The following is a 16,448-nucleotide window of genomic DNA, read 5'->3' as shown; positions in this document are numbered from 1 at the left end:
CCGCGCACGCTCCTCGCGAGAGCGGTGATCACGGCATCCGTCGCGCTGGCGCTGACCGCTCCGGGGCAGACCGCCGCGATGTCGGTGTTCATCGATCCGCTCATCCGCGAGCTGGGCATCTCCCGGACGGTGGTGTCCACCGCCTACATGTTCGGGTCGCTGTCGGGTGCCCTGGTGATGCCGTTCCTCGGCAGGTTGATCGACCGCCACGGCCCGCGCCGGGTGATGATCGCGATCGGTGCTTGCTTCGGCGCGATCCTGATCGTCGCCTCCGGGGTGACCGAGGTGTTCGGCCTGACCGCGGCGTTCATCGGTCTTCGGGTGGGCGGCCAGGGCGCGCTGAACCTGGTCGCGACCACCACGGTGGCCATCTACGTGCACCGGCGGCGCGGATTCGCCATCGGGCTGAGCTCGGCGATCGGCACCGCGGGGATCTCGCTGGCCCCGGTGCTGCTGGAGCGGCTGATCGTCGAGCTCGGCTGGCGCGAGGTCTGGGTCCTCGAAGGCGTCGTCGTGCTGGCGCTGGTGGTGCCGCTGGCGCTGTTCCTGCTGCCGAAGGTGCCGCCGGACCCGCCGCGCGAGCCCGCTCCCGAGCTCGGCGGCAAGCGCGCAGCGCAACTGCCCGAAGTGGACTGGACGCTGCGGGAGGCGTTGCGCACCGGGATGTTCTGGACCGTCGCGGGCGGGGTCGGTGCGTGCAGCCTGGTCGGCACCGCGCTGACCTTCCACCTGGTCTCGCTGCTCGGCGAGCGCGGGCTGAGCCCCGCCGAAGCGGCGGCCACCTTCATCCCGCAGACCCTGGCCGGGCTGATCGCCAGCTTCGCGCTCGGCTGGGCAGCCGACCACATCGGTGACCGGTTGCTGATCATCAGCACCATGGTCGTGCTCGCCGGTGCCACCCTCGGTGCGGGCTGGCTGCACCCCGGCTGGACCACGGTCGCCTACGGCCTCGCGCTGGGCACCTGCATGAACGGCGTGCGGACCCTGGAAGCGGTGGCGTTCCCGCGCTGCTTCGGGCTCCGGCACCTCGGTTCGATCCGCGGAGCGGTGCACTCGATGACGGTCGGGGCTTCCTCCCTGGGCCCGCTGGCCCTGGCGCTCGGCCGCTCGATGGCCGACAGCTACCGCCCGGCCCTGCTGGTCCTGTGCCTGCTGCCCGCCGCGGTGATGCTCGCCGGCGCGATCGTCGAGCACCCACCGCCGGTGCCACCGGGCCGCCCCCCGGTCGCCTGATCCGCCGTCCGCGCGCATCGGGCTCCGCGTGTAGTCGAGGCGATCTGCGCGACCGATCCGGCGGGTGCCGATCGGGCGATGCGCGAGCACCTGGGCAGCGTGATCGACGCCCGTGCCCTGAGTCGACAAGACGCGGGTCGCACGCGCTCTGACGACCGCGGTCGGCCGTCGGTCAGGCGTGCTCGGGCAACACGTCGGCGAAGTGGTGGACCATCTCCGCGCCGACCGCGTCGAAGACCGTGACCTCGTGACCGCCGGGCAGCACCGAGAACACCCGGGTGTTGCCGTAGTTCGCGGCCAGCTGCTCGGCGCCGGGGTAGAACGGGTCGGCGTCGCCGATCCACACGCCGAGCGGGACCTCGCCGAGCTCTCCGAGGTGGTCCAGCGGGTTGACCTCGTGCCACTGCTGCTCGTCGGCGAACGCGCCGCGTTCGGCCGCGTGCGGCCAGTTCGTGGTCAACGCGGGGGAGAGCACCCCGATGCCGTCGAGCGGGTCGCCGCGGCGCGAGCGCTCGACGGCGTAGTGCAGGGCGCCGAAGCCGCCCGAGGAGATCCCGCCGACCGCGAACGGCTGCCCGCCTCGATCGGTGAAACCCCGCTCGCGCAGCCACGTCGGGAGCTCGTCGAGCAGCATGCTCGCCAGGTCGCCGTTGGCCGAACCGTCGAACCAGTAGGCGTTGTAGCCGCCGTCGACCGAGACGAAGCCGAAGGCCGGGATGCTGCCCGCGCGGTGCTCGGCCTCCAGCGCGGCGAGCGTGTCGCCGGGCATCGCGCTGGGTCGCGGGCCGTCGCGGCCGTGCAGGTAGAGCACCAGGGGCAGGCTCTCCGGGGCCGGCGCGCCGGCCGGGTAGGTGATGGCCAGCTCGACGTCGGTGCCGCGGTGCTCGGAGCGCACCCGTTCGCGCCGGGTGGTCGGCTGAGGTCGGTCCGCCGCCGCGGGCGCGGGGGACGGCGCCGGGGGCGGTGCCGGGCGCGCGGTCGGCGCGCCGGTGCACCCGGGCAGCGCGGGCGCGACGGCGGCGGCCGCGAAGGCGAGCAGTGTCCGCCGGGAGACGGGGTGCTGGCTCATCTGGCAGTCAGTTCCTCGTGCGTGTGCGCTCGGCGGTTCCCGGCCCGCGAACCCCCGCGGAGCCCGGGGCGGTTCGCCGAGCTCCGGAAGTACCGGGCGAATCGCCAGCGCTCGAGGTTACGCCACGGCATCGGAGGTGATGCCTCCGGCCGGGCTCAGGGCTTGCGGGCCAGCCCGGCGAGGATGAGCTGCTGCGCGTCGAGCGGCTGGTGCTGCCGCGGCCCGTCGGGCCACCAGTCGCGGGGCAGGACCAGCCCCGGGCTGACCAGCTCCAGGCCGCAGAACAGGGCTTCGATCTCCGCGCGGGTGCGGAACCGGCCGCTGCCCATGGGGCCGGACAGCATGACCCGTTCGAGCTCGCGGGCCTTGGCGGAGAGCTCGGAGCCGTCCGCGGGATCGTGGAAGTGGCTGATGGCCAGGTAGCTGCCGGGCGGAAGCGCGTCGACCACCCGCTGCACGACCGCCCGCGGGTCCTGCTGGTCGGAGACGTGGTGCAGGGTGTTGACCTGGAACAGCGCGATCGGTTCGGTGAAGTCCAAGCGCTGCGCGGCCCGCTCGGCGAGCAGCCGGTCGGGCTCGGTGAAGTCGGCGTCGGCGAAGAACGTCCGGTCGTTCTCGGCCAGCAGCACCCGGCCGTGGGCGACCGCCGAAGGATCGTTGTCCACGTAGACCACGCGGGCCTCGGGGTTGAGCCGCTGGACCACCTGGTGGGTGTTCTCGGAGGTCGGCAGCCCGGAACCGCAGTCGAGGTACTGCTCCACCCCGGACTCGCCCGCCAGGAACCGGCACACCCGGATCAGCCATTCGCGGTTGTCCCGGGCGAGGACCTGCATGGACGGCTCGACGGCGGTGAGCGCGTCGAGGACCGCGCGGTCGACGGCCCAGTTGTCCTTGCCGCCGAGCATGGCGTCGTAGACCCGCGCGATGCTGGCGACCGCGGTGTCCATCACCGGGGACGCGGAACGCTCGTTGCCCATCGCGCCTCCAAGATCGAAGGGGATCTACCGGAGAGTAGACCGCCCGCGATGCGGGGTGAACACCTCGCACCGCGTCGATACCGGGTTGTTTCGCGGGCTAGGTGATCACCAGGGGCGGTCGCACGTCGAGCACGGCGGTCTCGGCCGGTGTCGCGGGGCGCCGTCCGGTGCCGACCAGCAGCGCGTCGGTGTCGGAGAACGAGGCGGGGAAGCGCGCGCCCGCCAGCTGTTCCAGCATCTCGCGCGCCCGCGCCAGGCATTCCACCGGCGGCGCGGGCGAGTCGGGCAGCTGAGCGATCAGGTCGAGGTGGTGCAGCGTCTACTCGAGGACGTAGGCGCCGAGGTAGTCGCCGGTCGCGAGCACCTTGTCCTGCGTTCGCACCCGCGTGCTCGGGTCGGCGAGCGCAGCGGCACGACCGGCGGCCGATACCATCGGCCTGGCCGCTCCGGTCCTGCTGCTGCTCGCCCGCTTCGTGCAGGGCTTCTCCGCCGGCGGGGAGTACGGCGGCGCGATGACCTTCATCGCCGAGTACGCGCCCGACCGCAAGCGCGGTTTCCTGGGCAGCTGGCTGGAGTTCGGCACCCTGACCGGCTACATCTTCGGCGCGGTGATCGTGGCGGTGCTCTCGGCGGCGATGACCGAGCAGGACCTGCTGGCCTGGGGTTGGCGCATCCCGTTCCTGGTCGCGGGGCCGCTCGGCGTCGTGGGCATGTACCTGCGGCTGAAGCTGGAGGAGACACCGGCCTTCGCCGAGCTGGTGGAGCGGCACGAGGCCGAGGAGAAGGAGGCCGAGCGCTCCGCGGGCCGGGGGCTGCGCGACATCTTCGTGGAGCACTGGCCCGCGATGCTGATCTGCGGCGCGCTGGTGCTGGTGTTCGACGTGGCCAACTACATGCTCACCGCCTACATGCCGACCTACCTGTCCGACGAGCTGCCGCCGGGCATCGGCGAGACCGAGTCGTCCGCGCTGCAGATCGTGGTGATGGCGGTGATGCTCGTGGTGATCACCTTCGTCGGCAGGCTCAGCGACCGGATCGGGCGCAGGCCGGTGGTCGCGGTCGGCTGCGGCGCGCTGGTGGTGCTCTCGGTGCCCTCGGTGATGCTGATCCAGCACCACACGCTGCCGACCGTCTTCGCCGGGCTGATGATCATGGGGCTGATGCTGGTGGTCTTCAGCGCCACCATGCCCTCGACGCTGCCCGCGCTGTTCCCGACCAGCATCCGTCAGGGCGGGCTGTCGATCTCGTTCAACATCTCGGTCTCGCTGTTCGGCGGGACCGTCGCCGCGGTGATGACCGCGCTGATCGCGGCCACCGGCGACCTGATGTGGCCGGGCTACTACCTGATCGCCGCGGGAGTGATCGGCGGGATCGGGATCTGGTTCACCGAGGAGTCCGCGCGCAGGCCCCTGCCGGGATCGGCGGCGACCGCGGCCGACGACGGTCGGGCGCGGGAGGGATCCGCGGCGTAGGCGCACCGGTCCTGCTGGGCGGTTCCGCCCGGCAGGGCCGATGTCTCAGGTGTCCCCGCGCAGGGTGAGGTCGAAGGTGTAGCGCGAGGCGCGGTAGACGTGCGTGCCGAACTCGACGACCTGACCGGTGTGGTCGTGGGTGGTCCGCTGCATGGTCAGCAGGGCCGCACCGGCGGGTTCGTCGAGCAGCTCGGCCTCCTCCTCGGTGGCCACGCGGGCGCCGATGGTCTGCTGGGCGGCGTGCAGGTGCACGCCCGCGGCGCGCATCAGCTGGTAGAGCCCGCGCTCGGCGAGCTGCTCGTCGGTCGGCCTGATCAGCCCGGCGGGCAGGTAGTTGCGCAGCCTGGCGATCGGTTCGCCGCGGGCGTAGCGGACCCGCTCCAGGTGCAGCACCTCGTCCTGCCCGGAGATGCCGAGCGCGCCTGCCGCCTCCTCGCCGGGCTGGCAGAGCTCGTTGACCAGCACCCGGGTGGTGGGCTGCTGGTCGATGCGGCTGAGGTCGTCGTAGAGGCTGCTGAGCTCCAGCGAGCGCTTGACGTGGTTGAACACCACCTGCGTGCCCGCGCCGCGCTTGCGCACCACGAGCCCCTTGTCGACCAGCGAGCCGATGGCCTGCCGGATGGTCGGCCGCGAGAGCCCGAGGCTGCTCGCCAGGTCGATCTCGTTGTCCAGGCGGGCGCCCACCGGCAGCGCGCCCGAGCCGATGGCCTCCTCGATCTGGCTGGCGACCTGGAAGTACAGCGGCACCGGGCTGTTGTGGTCGACCGAGATCTGGGTGGTCGGGTCCCAGGACGGTTCTTGGGGGCGGCGTTGCTGAGCGGTGGTCACCCCGCCACGATAACAAGACCACACGACGTAAATAAGTCCGCATGTCCTGACAAACTATTGACATGTCTCGGGTGCGCGCGTAGACAAGAGTTGTTCGTGCTCCGGCCGCCGCGGCGGCCGCGTCCCACCGGAGGGCTTCCCAGATGAGCGATCGGTTCGATGTGATCACGATGGGCCGGATCGGGGTGGACATCTACCCGCTGCAAACCGGGGTGCCGCTGCCGCAGGTCGAGTCCTTCGGCAAGTACCTCGGCGGAACCGCGACCAACGTCGCGGTGGCCGCCGCCCGGCTCGGTCACCGCAGCGCCGTGATCAGCCGGACCGGGGCCGACCCCTTCGGCGAGTACATCCACCAGGCCTTGCGCGGCTTCGACGTCGACGACCGGTGGGTGAGCTCCGTCGAGCAGTACCCGACCCCGGTCACCTTCTGCGAGCTGTTCCCGCCCGACGACTTCCCGCTGTACTTCTACCGCCGCCCGAAGGCGCCGGACCTGGAGATCCACGCCGACGAGCTGGACCTGGAGGCGATCGAGGCGGCCGGCATCTTCTGGATGACCGGCACCGGCCTGTCCGAGGAGCCCAGCCGGTCGGCGACCCTGGCCGCGCTGCGGCACCGCGCCAAGCGCGGCACCACGGTCTTCGACCTGGACTGGCGGCCGATGTTCTGGTCGGACCAGGAGCACGCCCGCGGCTTCTACCGGGAGGCCCTCCAGCACGTGACGGTGGCGGTCGGCAACCTCGACGAGGTGGAAACCGCGGTGGGCACCCGCGATCCGGACGAGGCCGCCGAGCGGTTGCTCGAGCTCGGCGTGCAGCTGGCGATCGTCAAGCAGGGCCCGGAGGGCGTGCTCGCCCGCACCCGCGACGAGGAGACCGTCGCGCCGCCGGTGCCGGTCGAGGTGATCAACGGCCTCGGCGCCGGGGACGCGTTCGGCGGGGCGCTGTGCCACGGGCTGCTGCACGGCTGGGGGCTGGAGCGCACCGCGCGGTTCGCCAACGCCGCCGGTGCGCTGGTGGCCGGTCGCCTGGCCTGCTCCTCGGCGATGCCCCACGAGCACGAGGTCGAAGCGGCGCTGACGACGGGTTCCGGCTCGGCGCGAAGCGCCTGAGCGCTCAGAAAGCGAGAACAGTGACCACCATGAGCATCACCGAACTGCTGGACGCGCGCGCGAGGCGTCCCGAGGCCATCGCCGAGGCCGCCGAGCGGCGAACCCGCAGGCCGCTGCTCGGCGAGTCCGGCCGCATGATGATCGTCGCGGCCGACCACCCGGCCCGCGGCGCCCTGGCCGCGGGCGGCGATCCGCTGGCGATGGGCAACCGCGCGGACCTGCTGGAGCGGCTGTGCACCGCGCTGCAGCGCCCCGGCGTGGACGGCGTGCTCGGCACCGCCGACGTGCTCGAGGACCTGCTGCTGCTCGGGGCGCTGGAGGGCAAGGTCGTCATCGGTTCGATGAACCGCGGCGGCCTGGCCGGCTCGGCCTTCGAGCTCGACGACCGGTTCACCGGTCACCGCGCCGAGGACATCGAGCGGATGCGCTTCGACGCGGGGAAGCTGCTGATGCGCCTGGACCTCTCGGACCCGGGCTCGTTGAACACCATGCAGGGCGCGGCCGAGGCCATCAACGAGCTCGCCGCGCGCGGGTTGACCGCCATGGTCGAGCCGTTCCTGTCGCACCGCGCGGACGGCAAGGTCCGCAACGACCTCTCGGCCGAGGCGGTGGCCCGCTCGATCACCATCGCCTCCGGGCTCGGCGGCACCTCGGCCTACACGTGGTTGAAGGTCCCGGTCGTCGACGAGCTCGACGAGATCGGCCCGGCGCTGGAGTCCACGACCCTGCCGACCGTGCTGCTCGGCGGCGAGGTCCCCGACGACCCGGAAGCGACCCAGGAGCGCTGGCACAAGGCGCTGCAGCTGCCCAACGTGCGCGGTCTGGTGGTCGGTCGCAGCCTGCTGTACCCGCACGACGGCGATGTGGCCGGCGCGGTGGACGCCGCGGTCGGACTGCTCTGAGGAGTGGAGGAGAGGCTTTGAGCGACAAGGGTTTCCACCTGGCCGCCGGGGACGCGGCGCGCGACGGGTACGCCACCTGCGTCGATCCGGACACGGCCGGCTGGGGGTACTCCTCGCTGCGGGTGCTGGAGCTGGGCGCGGGTGAGGTGCGCGAGCTGTCCACGGGCGACAGCGAGTGGATCGTGCTGCCGCTGTCCGGCGGGTGCTCGGTGTTCTGCGACGGCGAGCTCTTCGAACTCGCCGGCCGGGAGAGCGTCTTCGCGGGCGTGACCGACTTCGCCTACGTTCCGCGCGACGCGCAGGTGCGCATCTCCAGCAGCTCCGGAGGGCGCTTCGCGCTGACCGGCGCGCGCTGCGAGAACCGGCTGCCCGCCCGCTACGGACCGGCCTCCGGGGTACCGGTCGAGCTGCGCGGCGCCGGTCAGATGAGCAGGCAGGTCAACAACTTCGGCGCGGCGCACGTCTTCGAGGCCGACCGGCTGATCGCCGTCGAGGTGCTCACCCCGTCGGGCAACTGGTCGTCCTTCCCGCCGCACAAGCACGACGAGGACCGCGAGGGCGAGGCCGAGCTGGAGGAGATCTACTACTTCGAGATCGGCGACGGCGGCGGCAACCCCGGCGTGGGCTACCAGCGCGTCTACCCGTCCGGCCCGGACAGCGAGACCGACGTGCTCGCGGAGGTGCGCAGCGGCGACGTGGTGCTCATCCCGGACGGCTGGCACGGCCCGTCGATGGCCGTTCCCGGCTACGACATGTACTACCTCAACGTCATGGCCGGTCCCTCGCCGGACCGCGCCTGGCTGATCTGCGACGACCCGGCGCACGCATGGGTGCGCGGCACGTGGGAGCAGCAGCCGGTGGACCCGCGGCTGCCGCTGTACCGCGCGCCGCAGGAGAGCACGGAGGGACGATGACCACCCACAGGCTGACCGTGGCGCAGGCGCTGCTGCGCTTCCTGGCCAACCAGCACACCGAGCGCGACGGGGAGCGCCAGCGGCTGATCGCCGGTTGCTGGGGCATCTTCGGGCACGGCAACGTGGCCGGCGTCGGGCAGGCGCTGCTGGAGTCCGGCGAGCAGATGCCCTACCTGCAGGGCCGCAACGAGCAGTCGATGGTGCACGCGGCCGTCGGCTACGCCCGCCAGCGCAACCGGATGTCGACCTACGCGGTCACCACCTCGATCGGGCCGGGCGCGACCAACCTGGTCACCGGCGCCGCCCTGGCCACCATCAACCACCTGCCGGTCCTGCTGCTGCCGGGCGACGTGTTCGCCACCCGCCCGGCCGACCCGGTGCTGCAGCAGCTGGAGGTGCCGCACGCCAAGGACGTCACGGTCAACGACTGCCTGCGCCCGGTGTCGCGCTACTTCGACCGGATCTGGCGTCCCGAGGCGCTGATGTCCTCGGCGCTGGAGGCGATGCGGGTGCTCACCGACCCGGTGGAGACCGGCGCGGTGACCTTGGCGCTGCCGCAGGACGTGCAGGCCGAGGCCTTCGACTGGCCGGAGGAGTTCTTCGCCGAGCGCGTCTGGCGGGTGCACCGCCCGGTCGCCGACCCGCGGTCGGTGTCCGATGCCGCCGAGGCGATCCGCGGCGCGCAGCGCCCGCTGATCATCGCGGGCGGGGGAGTGCACCACAGCGGCGCCGAGCAGGAGCTGGCCGAGCTCGCCGAGCGCACCGGCATCCCGGTGGCCGAGACGCAGGCCGGGCGGGGCTCGCTGCGCTACGACCACCCGTGCGCGCTGGGCTCCATCGGCCACACCGGCACCGAGGTCTCCGACGAGCTGGCCCGGCGGGCCGACCTGGTGATCGGGGTGGGCACCCGCTACTCGGACTTCACCACCGCTTCGCGCACCTTGTTCGCCAACCCGCGGGTGCGCTTCGTCAACGTCAACATCGCCTCGATCGACGCGCACAAGCAGGCCGCGGCCCCGGTGGTCGGCGACGCCCGCAGCACCCTGCGCCAGCTGACCGAAGCGCTGGCGGACCACCGGATCGCGGAGTCCTACGTGGACGAGCACCGCGAGGGCGCGCGCCGCTGGGCCGAGGTCGTCGATCGCACCACGCGGGCGGCGAGCGGGGACGAGCGTCCCGGGCAGGCCGAGGTGCTGGGAGCGCTCGACGAGGTGCTCGACGACCGCGACGTGGTGATCAACGCCGCCGGTTCGATGCCCGAAGACCTCAACAAGCTCTGGCGCGCCAAGGATCCGGGGCAGTACCACGTCGAGTACGGCTACTCCTGCATGGGCTACGAGATCCCGGCGGCCATCGGCGCCCGGCTCGCCGATCCGTCCCGCGAGGTGTTCGCGCTGGTCGGCGACGGGACGTACCTGATGATGCCCACCGAGCTGGTCACCGCGGTGCAGGAGGGCATCAAGATCAACCTGGTGCTGGTGCAGAACCACGGCTACGCCTCGATCGGCGGGCTGTCGGACAAGGTCGGCGGCGAGCGCTTCGGCACCGCCTACCGCTTCCGCGACGACGACGGGACCTTCACCGGCCAACCGCTGCCGGTGGACCTGGCCGCCAACGCCGCGAGCCTGGGCGTGCGGGTGCTGCGCGCCGACACCGGTGACGAGCTTCGCGCCGCGCTGCGCGAGGCCCGCGACGACCCGTGGCCCGCGGCCGTCTACGTCGAGACCGATCCGACCAAGGTTCAGCTGCCGCCCGAAGCGTGGTGGGATGTGCCCGTCGCCGAGGTCTCCACCCGGGAGAGCACCCGGATGGCGCGCAAGGGCTACGAGGAGCAGGCCGCCGCTCGGAGGAACCACCTGTGACGAAACACGAGGGAACTCACGTGAACGACATCCAGCACTTCATCAACGGAGCGCCCGCCGCGGGCACCTCCGGCCGCTTCGGCTCGGTCACCGACCCGGCCACCGGCGCGGAGACCGCACGCGTTCCGCTCGCCTCGGTGCCCGAGGTGGACACCGCGGTCTCGGCCGCGGCCAAGGCCTTCCAGGCCTGGGGCGCCGCGTCGCTGGCCAAGCGCACCCAGGTGCTGTTCAACTACCGCGAGCTGGTCAACGCTCACCGCGACGAGATCGCCGAGCTGATCACCGCCAAGCACGGCAAGGTGCACTCCGACGCGCTCGGCGAGGTCGCCCGCGGGCTGGAGATCGTCGAGCTGGCCTGCGGCATCCCGCAGCTGCTCAAGGGCGAGTCCTCCACCCAGGTCTCCACCGGCGTCGACGTGGAGTCCATCCGCCAGCCGGTCGGCGTGGTCGCCGGGATCACCCCGTTCAACTTCCCGGCGATGGTGCCGATGTGGATGTTCCCGGTCGCCCTGGCCTGCGGGAACACCTTCGTGCTCAAGCCCAGCGAGAAGGACCCCTCGGCGACGCTGCGGCTGGTCGAGCTGGCCCACGAGGCGGGCCTGCCCGATGGCGCGCTCAACCTCGTGCACGGCGACAAGACCGCGGTGGACCGGCTGCTGGAGCACCCCGAGGTCGACGCGGTGAGCTTCGTCGGGTCCACCCCGATCGCCAAGCACGTGCACGACACCGCGAGCGCCACCGGCAAGCGGGTGCAGGCGCTGGGCGGGGCGAAGAACCACATGCTGGTGCTGCCCGACGCCGACCTGGACCAGGCAGCCGACGCCGCCGTCTCGGCCGCCTACGGCTCGGCGGGGGAGCGCTGCATGGCGGTCTCGGTGGTCGTCGCGGTGGACCCGATCGGCGAGGAGCTGGTCGGCAAGATCGCCGAGCGCGCCCGCGCCCTGACCATCGGCCCGGGCGACGACCCGTCCTCCGAGATGGGCCCGCTGATCACCGCCGAGCACCGGGACAAGGTCGCCTCCTACGTGCCCAGGGCCCGCGAGCAGGGCGCCGAGGTCGTCGTGGACGGCACCGGGCTGGTCGTGGAAGGCCGCGAGGGCGGGTTCTTCACCGGTGTGAGCCTGGTCGACAAGGTCACCCCGGAGATGGACGTGTACGCCGACGAGATCTTCGGCCCGGTGCTGGCCGTGGTGCGCGCGGAGAGCTACGAGGAGGCCATCGGGCTGATCAACAGCTCCCGCTGGGGCAACGGGACCGCGATCTTCACCCGCGACGGCGGTGCGGCGCGCCGGTTCCAGCTGGAGGTCCAGGCCGGGATGGTCGGGGTGAACGTGCCGATCCCGGTGCCGGTGGGCTACCACTCCTTCGGCGGTTGGAAGGACTCGCTGTTCGGCGACCACCACATCTACGGGAACGACGGCGTGCACTTCTACACCCGGGGCAAGGTCATCACCACCCGCTGGCCCGACCCCAGCGACGGCGGTGTGGACCTGGGCTTCCCCAGCAACGCCTGACGGTCACCGAGGTGGGGCGGTGCTGCCCCGGACCACGAGCCGGGGCTCCAGCACCACCTCACCGGGACGCCTCGCGGCGTCCTCCAGGCGGCCGACGGCCAGCCGCACCGCGTGCTCGGCCATCCGGTCGGCGTCCTGCCGGATGGTGGTGAGATCCACCGGGGCCAGGTGGGAGACGTGGCTGTCGTCGTACCCGACGACGGAGATCTCGTCGGGTACGACGACGCCCCCGCGCGCGAGCGCGCGGGTCAGGCCGACGGCGCACCGGTCGTTGCCCGCCAGCACGGCGGTGGGCCGGGCCGGTTCGTCGAGCAGCTGCTCGCCGGCCGCCACGCCAGCGTCCTCGGTGTGCGCGCCGGGCAGCACCCGCGCGCGCTCGCCGAGCCCGTGCGCTGCCATCGTGGTCAGGTAGGCCTCGCGCCGCTCGGCCGACCCGGGCCCGTCGCCGCCGTCGACGTGCAGGATCTCGCGGTGCCCCAGCTCGACGAGGTGCTCCACGGCCTGCCGCACGCCCGCTTCGTCGGCGGTGCTGACGCTGTCCACCCGCGCGTCCGGCGCGCGCCTGCTGACCAGCGTCACGACCGCCCGCCGGCTGAGCGCGTCCAGGTCGGCGGCCGCCGAGCGCGGGCCGAGCAGCAGCAACGCCTCGCAGCGGTGGCTCAGCAGCGCCTCCACCGCGCGCCGCTCGTCGCGCGAGGGCGCGGTGGCCGAGAGCAGCACCTCGTAGCCCAGCCGCTCGGCTTCCGGGTAGATCGCCTCCACCAGGTCGGCCTGGAAGGGCTGGTGCACGGTGAGCATCACGCCGAGGGTGCGGCTGCGCCTGCTGGCCAGCATCCGGGCGGCGGTGTCCGGGCGGTAGCCGAGCCGGTCGGCGGCCAGCAGCACCCGCTGCCGGGTGTCCTCGCCCGCGCCGGGCTGGTTGCGGAACACCAGCGACACCAGCGCGCGGGAGACCCCGGCCGCCCGCGCCACGTCGGCCATCGTCGGTCGGCGTCCCGCAGCGCCGTTCTGGCTCGCGGTTTCGTCGATCATCCTGCTGATCCTGCCTCATCGGCCCTGCCGAGAAGTTTGGCAGAACGTCTTGACATACTCATGTGACGGCCAACATAGTATTCGGGACTAGAGCGCGCTAGTCGGCGCGCACCAGCAAAACCTCTCGCCGCCACCGGCGATCGAGACGCACCCGTGGGCCGCCGCTCCGGCAGGCCCGTACCGCAGGAGGGTTCGATGACGACGACGAACGATGCCACCGTCCGGACCGTGGTGGGCAACCTCTGCCTGGGCTCCGCGCCGGATTCCTGGGGCGTGTGGTTCCCCGAGGACGAGCACCAGGTGCCCTACACGCGCTTCCTCGACGAGCTGGTCGAGGCCGGGTACCGCTGGCTGGAGCTGGGGCCGCCCGGATACCTGCCGCTGGACCCGCAGCGGTTGGCCGACGAGGTCGGCTCGCGGGGTCTGCAGGTCTCCGGCGGCACCACGTTCGGAGCGCTGCACCGCCCGGAGGCCTGGGACGCGATGGTCGCCGAGGTCCGCAAGGTCGCCGAGCTGACCGCGGCGGTCGGCGCCCACCACCTGGTGTTCATCCCGCCGATGTACCGCGACGAGAAGACCGGTGAGTTCACCGAGTCCCCGGAGCTCACCGCCGAGCAGTGGCGCCGCCTGGGCGGCGCGGCCGACGAGCTGGGCAAGATCCTGCTGGAGGACTACGACGTGCGGCTGTGCCTGCACCCGCACGCCGACAGCCACATCCAGACCCAGCCGGAGATCGAGCGCTTCCTCAACGAGTCCGACTCGCGCTACGCCAACCTGTGCCTGGACACCGGGCACGTGGCCTACGGCGGCGGGGACAACCTCGACCTCATCCGCCGCTACGCCGAGCGCATGGGCTACGTGCACATCAAGCAGATGGACCCCGAGGTGCTCGACCAGGTCTCGGCCGAGCAGCTGTCCTTCGGCGAAGCCGTCAAGCGCGGCGTGTGCGTCGAGCCCCCGGCCGGCGTGCCCAACCCCGCCGACATCGTGCAGGAGCTGTCCACGTTGGACGCCGAGCTCTTCGTGATCGTCGAGCAGGACCTCTACCCGTGCTCGCCGGAGGTGCCGCTGCCCATCGCCGTGCGGACCCGCGAGTACCTGGCCGAGTGCGGTCTGAGCGGAGTGCGTCGTCCGCGGGGACGGTGACCCGACACCCCTGGGGATCAGCGCCACGCCCGCCCGCGCGGGCGCTCCAACGAAGGAGACCCACACCCGATGTCCGAAGTGCACAGCGAAGTGCCGACTCCCGCGGCCGAACCCAGATCCGGGGCGCACAACCGCCGTCTGCGGGTCATCACCATCATCTCGACCTTCGGCGGTCTGCTGTTCGGCTACGACACCGGCGTCATCAACGGCGCCCTGCCGTACATGCAGACCGACCTGGGGCTCACGCCGCTGACCGAAGGTCTGGTGACCAGCTCACTGCTGTTCGGCGCCGCGATCGGCGCGTTCGTCGGCGGCAGGCTCTCCGACGCGCGCGGCCGGCGGCGCACCATCCTCTGGCTCGCCGCGATCTTCCTCGTCGGCGCGCTGGGCTGCACCTTCGCGCCCAGCGCGACGTTCATGGTCGGTGCCCGCTTCGTGCTGGGCCTGGCCGTCGGCGGCGCCTCGGTGACGGTGCCGACCTACCTCGCCGAGGTCTCCCCGGCCGAGCGGCGGGGCAGGCTGGTGACCCAGAACGAGCTGATGATCGTCACCGGTCAGCTGGCCGCCTTCACCTTCAACGCCGCGATCGCCGGCGCGCTCGGCGACTCCGCCCACGTCTGGCGGTACATGCTGGTCATCGCCTCGCTGCCCGCGGTGGTGCTGTGGTTGGGCATGCTGCTGGTGCCGGAGAGCCCGCGCTGGCTCGCCTCGCGGGGCCGCCTGGGCGAAGCGCTGGAGGTGCTGCGGCAGGTGCGCACCGCGCAGCGGGCCGAGACCGAGCTCGACGAGGTGCAGCACCTGGCCGAGGAGGACGAGCGCCAGCAGGCGGGCGGCTGGGCGGACCTGAAGGTGCCCTGGATCCGCCGGCTGCTGCTGGTGGGCTTCGGCATCGCGGTCGTGCAGCAGATCAGCGGCGTCAACACGATCATGTACTACGGCACGCAGATCCTGAAGACCTCCGGCTTCTCGGCCAACGGCGCCATCGTCGCCAACATCGCCAACGGCGTGATCTCGGTGCTGGCCACCTTCGTCGGCATCTACCTGCTGGGCCGGGTGAACCGCAGGCCGATGCTGCTGGCCGGGCAGATCGGGACGGCCTCGGCGCTGCTGCTGGTCGCGCTGGTGTCGATGACCGTGCCCGAAGGTCTCGCCCGCGGTGTGCTGGTGCTCGCGCTGACGGTGACCTTCCTGGCCTTCCAGCAGGGCGCGACCTCGCCGGTGACCTGGTTGATGCTCTCGGAGATCTTCCCGCTGAAGATGCGCGGGTTCGCCTTCGGCCTGGCCAGCCTGGTGCTGTGGGCGACGAACTTCGCGGTGGGCCTGAGCTTCCCGATCCTGGAGGCATCGCTGGGGCTGGCCAACACCTTCCTGGTCTTCGTCGCGGTCGGCGTGCTGGCCATCGCGTTCGTGGCCAAGTTCGTGCCGGAGACCAGGGGCAAATCGCTGGAGAACCTGGAGACCGAGCTGCGCGTCCGGTACGCGTAATTCGACCACCGTTGAGGACCGAATCCCATGAAGATCGCAATCGACCCGCACATGTTCCGCGCGCTCCCGATCCGGGAGATGGTGCGCACCGTCGCCGACATCGGCTACGAGCACATCGAGCTGTCCCCGCGCGATGACTTCATGCCGTTCTTCGTCCACCCCCGCGCGGACGACGACCGGGTCGCCGAGCTCAAGTCCGCGCTGGACGAGACCGGGGTGCGGCTGGCCAGCGTGCTGCCGCTGTACCGCTGGTCGGGTCCGGACGAGGACGAGCGCCAGGCCGCGGTGCGGTACTGGAAGCGGATGATCGAGGTCACCGCCGAGCTCGGGTGCACCCAGATGAACTCCGAGTTCAACGGCCGCCCGGAGCGCCCCGCCGAGAGCGAGGCGGCGTTCTGGCGGTCGATGGAGGAGCTGCTGCCGGTGTTCGAGCGCGAGGGCATCGCGCTGAACCTGGAAGCCCACCCGGACGACTTCTGCGAGGTCAACGCCCCGGCGGTGGACCTGGTCCGGGCGATCAACAAGCCGTGGGTGAACTACCTGTACTGCGCGCCGCACACGTTCCACCTCTCCGGGGAGGACACCGGGGCCGACATCCCCGCGATGCTGCAGTACGCCGGGGACAAGCTCGCCCACGTGCACATCGCCGACACGTTCAACCACAAGGCCTCGTCCGGGCTGCGCTACATCCTCAACCCGCCCGGCACGCCGGCCCGCATCCACCAGCACCTGGACATCGGCCAGGGCGAGGTGGACTGGGACGCGCTGTTCGGCTCGCTGCGCGAGACGAACTTCGACGGCATCGTCACGGCCTGCGTGTTCGCCTGGGAGGACCGGGCGGTGGAGTCCTCGAAGTTCATGCTCGAACGGATCACCAAGGAGCTCAGGCGCTGAGCTGGAAAGGA

General features: G+C 72.0%; 14 protein-coding genes and 1 pseudogene. 10 read left to right on the top strand and 5 right to left on the bottom strand.

Annotated features, from left to right (window positions below; all coding sequences use genetic code 11):
- Window positions 1–24 precede the first annotated feature (24 nt).
- Window positions 25–1,233 (top strand): MFS transporter, encoded by a 1,209-nt coding sequence (locus ACFQRI_RS25410; protein WP_380672862.1) that lies wholly within the window; start codon window positions 25–27, stop codon window positions 1,231–1,233.
- A gap of 172 nt (window positions 1,234–1,405) precedes the next feature.
- On the opposite strand, the gene ACFQRI_RS25405 is transcribed toward ACFQRI_RS25410, so the two are convergent.
- From ACFQRI_RS25405 to ACFQRI_RS25395, 3 genes and pseudogenes are all read right to left on the bottom strand, one after another.
- On the bottom strand, window positions 1,406–2,302 hold the full coding sequence (locus ACFQRI_RS25405) for an alpha/beta hydrolase (protein ID WP_380672860.1): 897 nt from the start codon (window positions 2,300–2,302) through the stop codon (window positions 1,406–1,408).
- 155 nt (window positions 2,303–2,457) lie between these two features.
- On the bottom strand, window positions 2,458–3,279 hold the full coding sequence (locus ACFQRI_RS25400; protein ID WP_380672858.1) for an SAM-dependent methyltransferase: 822 nt from the start codon (window positions 3,277–3,279) through the stop codon (window positions 2,458–2,460).
- 97 nt (window positions 3,280–3,376) lie between these two features.
- A pseudogene (locus ACFQRI_RS25395) lies at window positions 3,377–3,706 on the bottom strand (maleylpyruvate isomerase N-terminal domain-containing protein); the annotation flags it as partial.
- Between ACFQRI_RS25395 and ACFQRI_RS25390 the strand changes: the two are divergent.
- On the top strand, window positions 3,645–4,751 hold the full coding sequence (locus tag ACFQRI_RS25390; RefSeq protein ID WP_380672856.1) for an MFS transporter: 1,107 nt from the start codon (window positions 3,645–3,647) through the stop codon (window positions 4,749–4,751). The pseudogene ACFQRI_RS25395 and the gene ACFQRI_RS25390 overlap by 62 nt on opposite strands.
- A 45-nt stretch (window positions 4,752–4,796) precedes the next feature.
- On the opposite strand, the gene ACFQRI_RS25385 is transcribed toward ACFQRI_RS25390, so the two are convergent.
- Window positions 4,797–5,579, bottom strand: coding sequence for a GntR family transcriptional regulator (locus ACFQRI_RS25385; RefSeq protein WP_380672854.1), 783 nt, complete (start codon window positions 5,577–5,579; stop codon window positions 4,797–4,799).
- A 143-nt stretch (window positions 5,580–5,722) separates the two neighbouring features.
- Here ACFQRI_RS25385 and iolC point away from each other — a divergent pair, with 143 nt between their 5' ends.
- From iolC to ACFQRI_RS25360, 5 genes are read left to right on the top strand one after another with little or no spacing between them, the layout of a single operon-like run.
- Complete coding sequence (gene iolC / locus ACFQRI_RS25380; protein ID WP_380672852.1) at window positions 5,723–6,688, top strand: 5-dehydro-2-deoxygluconokinase; 966 nt, start codon at window positions 5,723–5,725, stop codon at window positions 6,686–6,688.
- A gap of 29 nt (window positions 6,689–6,717) precedes the next feature.
- On the top strand, window positions 6,718–7,590 hold the full coding sequence (locus tag ACFQRI_RS25375; RefSeq protein WP_380672850.1) for a Cgl0159 family (beta/alpha)8-fold protein: 873 nt from the start codon (window positions 6,718–6,720) through the stop codon (window positions 7,588–7,590).
- Window positions 7,591–7,607: 17 nt separating this feature from the next.
- On the top strand, window positions 7,608–8,504 hold the full coding sequence (gene iolB / locus ACFQRI_RS25370) for a 5-deoxy-glucuronate isomerase (protein WP_380672848.1): 897 nt from the start codon (window positions 7,608–7,610) through the stop codon (window positions 8,502–8,504).
- Window positions 8,501–10,366 (top strand): 3D-(3,5/4)-trihydroxycyclohexane-1,2-dione acylhydrolase (decyclizing), encoded by a 1,866-nt coding sequence (gene iolD / locus ACFQRI_RS25365; protein WP_380672846.1) that lies wholly within the window; start codon window positions 8,501–8,503, stop codon window positions 10,364–10,366. The genes iolB and iolD overlap by 4 nt, the downstream gene beginning before the upstream one ends.
- A 20-nt stretch (window positions 10,367–10,386) precedes the next feature.
- The gene (locus ACFQRI_RS25360) at window positions 10,387–11,880 is read left to right on the top strand and encodes a CoA-acylating methylmalonate-semialdehyde dehydrogenase (RefSeq protein ID WP_380672844.1); all 1,494 of its coding nucleotides are present in this window, start codon (window positions 10,387–10,389) and stop codon (window positions 11,878–11,880) included.
- Between the two features lie 3 nt (window positions 11,881–11,883).
- On the opposite strand, the gene ACFQRI_RS25355 is transcribed toward ACFQRI_RS25360, so the two are convergent.
- Complete coding sequence (locus ACFQRI_RS25355) at window positions 11,884–12,912, bottom strand: LacI family DNA-binding transcriptional regulator (RefSeq protein WP_380672842.1); 1,029 nt, start codon at window positions 12,910–12,912, stop codon at window positions 11,884–11,886.
- A 195-nt stretch (window positions 12,913–13,107) separates the two neighbouring features.
- Here ACFQRI_RS25355 and ACFQRI_RS25350 point away from each other — a divergent pair, with 195 nt between their 5' ends.
- The 3 genes from ACFQRI_RS25350 (at window position 13,108) to ACFQRI_RS25340 (ending at window position 16,437) form a co-directional block, all read left to right on the top strand.
- Window positions 13,108–14,058 carry a TIM barrel protein gene (locus ACFQRI_RS25350; RefSeq protein WP_380672840.1) on the top strand — a complete coding sequence of 317 codons (951 nt, stop codon included), beginning with the start codon at window positions 13,108–13,110 and terminating at the stop codon, window positions 14,056–14,058.
- Window positions 14,059–14,127: 69 nt separating this feature from the next.
- Complete coding sequence (locus ACFQRI_RS25345; RefSeq protein WP_380672838.1) at window positions 14,128–15,543, top strand: sugar porter family MFS transporter; 1,416 nt, start codon at window positions 14,128–14,130, stop codon at window positions 15,541–15,543.
- A 27-nt stretch (window positions 15,544–15,570) separates the two neighbouring features.
- A complete protein-coding gene (locus ACFQRI_RS25340) occupies window positions 15,571–16,437 on the top strand; it encodes a sugar phosphate isomerase/epimerase family protein (RefSeq protein WP_380672836.1) in 867 nt (288 codons plus the stop codon).
- Window positions 16,438–16,448 lie beyond the last annotated feature (11 nt).

It is taken from the genome of Saccharopolyspora griseoalba, assembly GCF_042665275.1.
In the GTDB taxonomy this organism is placed as follows: domain Bacteria; phylum Actinomycetota; class Actinomycetes; order Mycobacteriales; family Pseudonocardiaceae; genus Saccharopolyspora; species Saccharopolyspora griseoalba.
Note: the sequence above shows the minus strand (reverse complement) of the source record. Positions and strands in the feature narration are given on the sequence as shown.

Excerpts from the sequence above, each read along its gene's own strand:
- ACFQRI_RS25405 (WP_380672860.1), bottom strand. The coding sequence starts at position 2,302 with ATGAGCCAGCACCCCGTCTCCCGGCGGACACTGCTCGCCTTCGCGGCC.
- ACFQRI_RS25400 (WP_380672858.1), bottom strand. The coding sequence starts at position 3,279 with ATGGGCAACGAGCGTTCCGCGTCCCCGGTGATGGACACCGCGGTCGCC.
- iolC (WP_380672852.1), top strand. The coding sequence starts at position 5,723 with ATGAGCGATCGGTTCGATGTGATCACGATGGGCCGGATCGGGGTGGAC.
- ACFQRI_RS25375 (WP_380672850.1), top strand. The coding sequence starts at position 6,718 with ATGAGCATCACCGAACTGCTGGACGCGCGCGCGAGGCGTCCCGAGGCC.
- iolD (WP_380672846.1), top strand. The coding sequence starts at position 8,501 with ATGACCACCCACAGGCTGACCGTGGCGCAGGCGCTGCTGCGCTTCCTG.
- ACFQRI_RS25355 (WP_380672842.1), bottom strand. The coding sequence starts at position 12,912 with ATGATCGACGAAACCGCGAGCCAGAACGGCGCTGCGGGACGCCGACCG.
- ACFQRI_RS25350 (WP_380672840.1), top strand. The coding sequence starts at position 13,108 with ATGACGACGACGAACGATGCCACCGTCCGGACCGTGGTGGGCAACCTC.
- ACFQRI_RS25345 (WP_380672838.1), top strand. The coding sequence starts at position 14,128 with ATGTCCGAAGTGCACAGCGAAGTGCCGACTCCCGCGGCCGAACCCAGA.
- ACFQRI_RS25340 (WP_380672836.1), top strand. The coding sequence starts at position 15,571 with ATGAAGATCGCAATCGACCCGCACATGTTCCGCGCGCTCCCGATCCGG.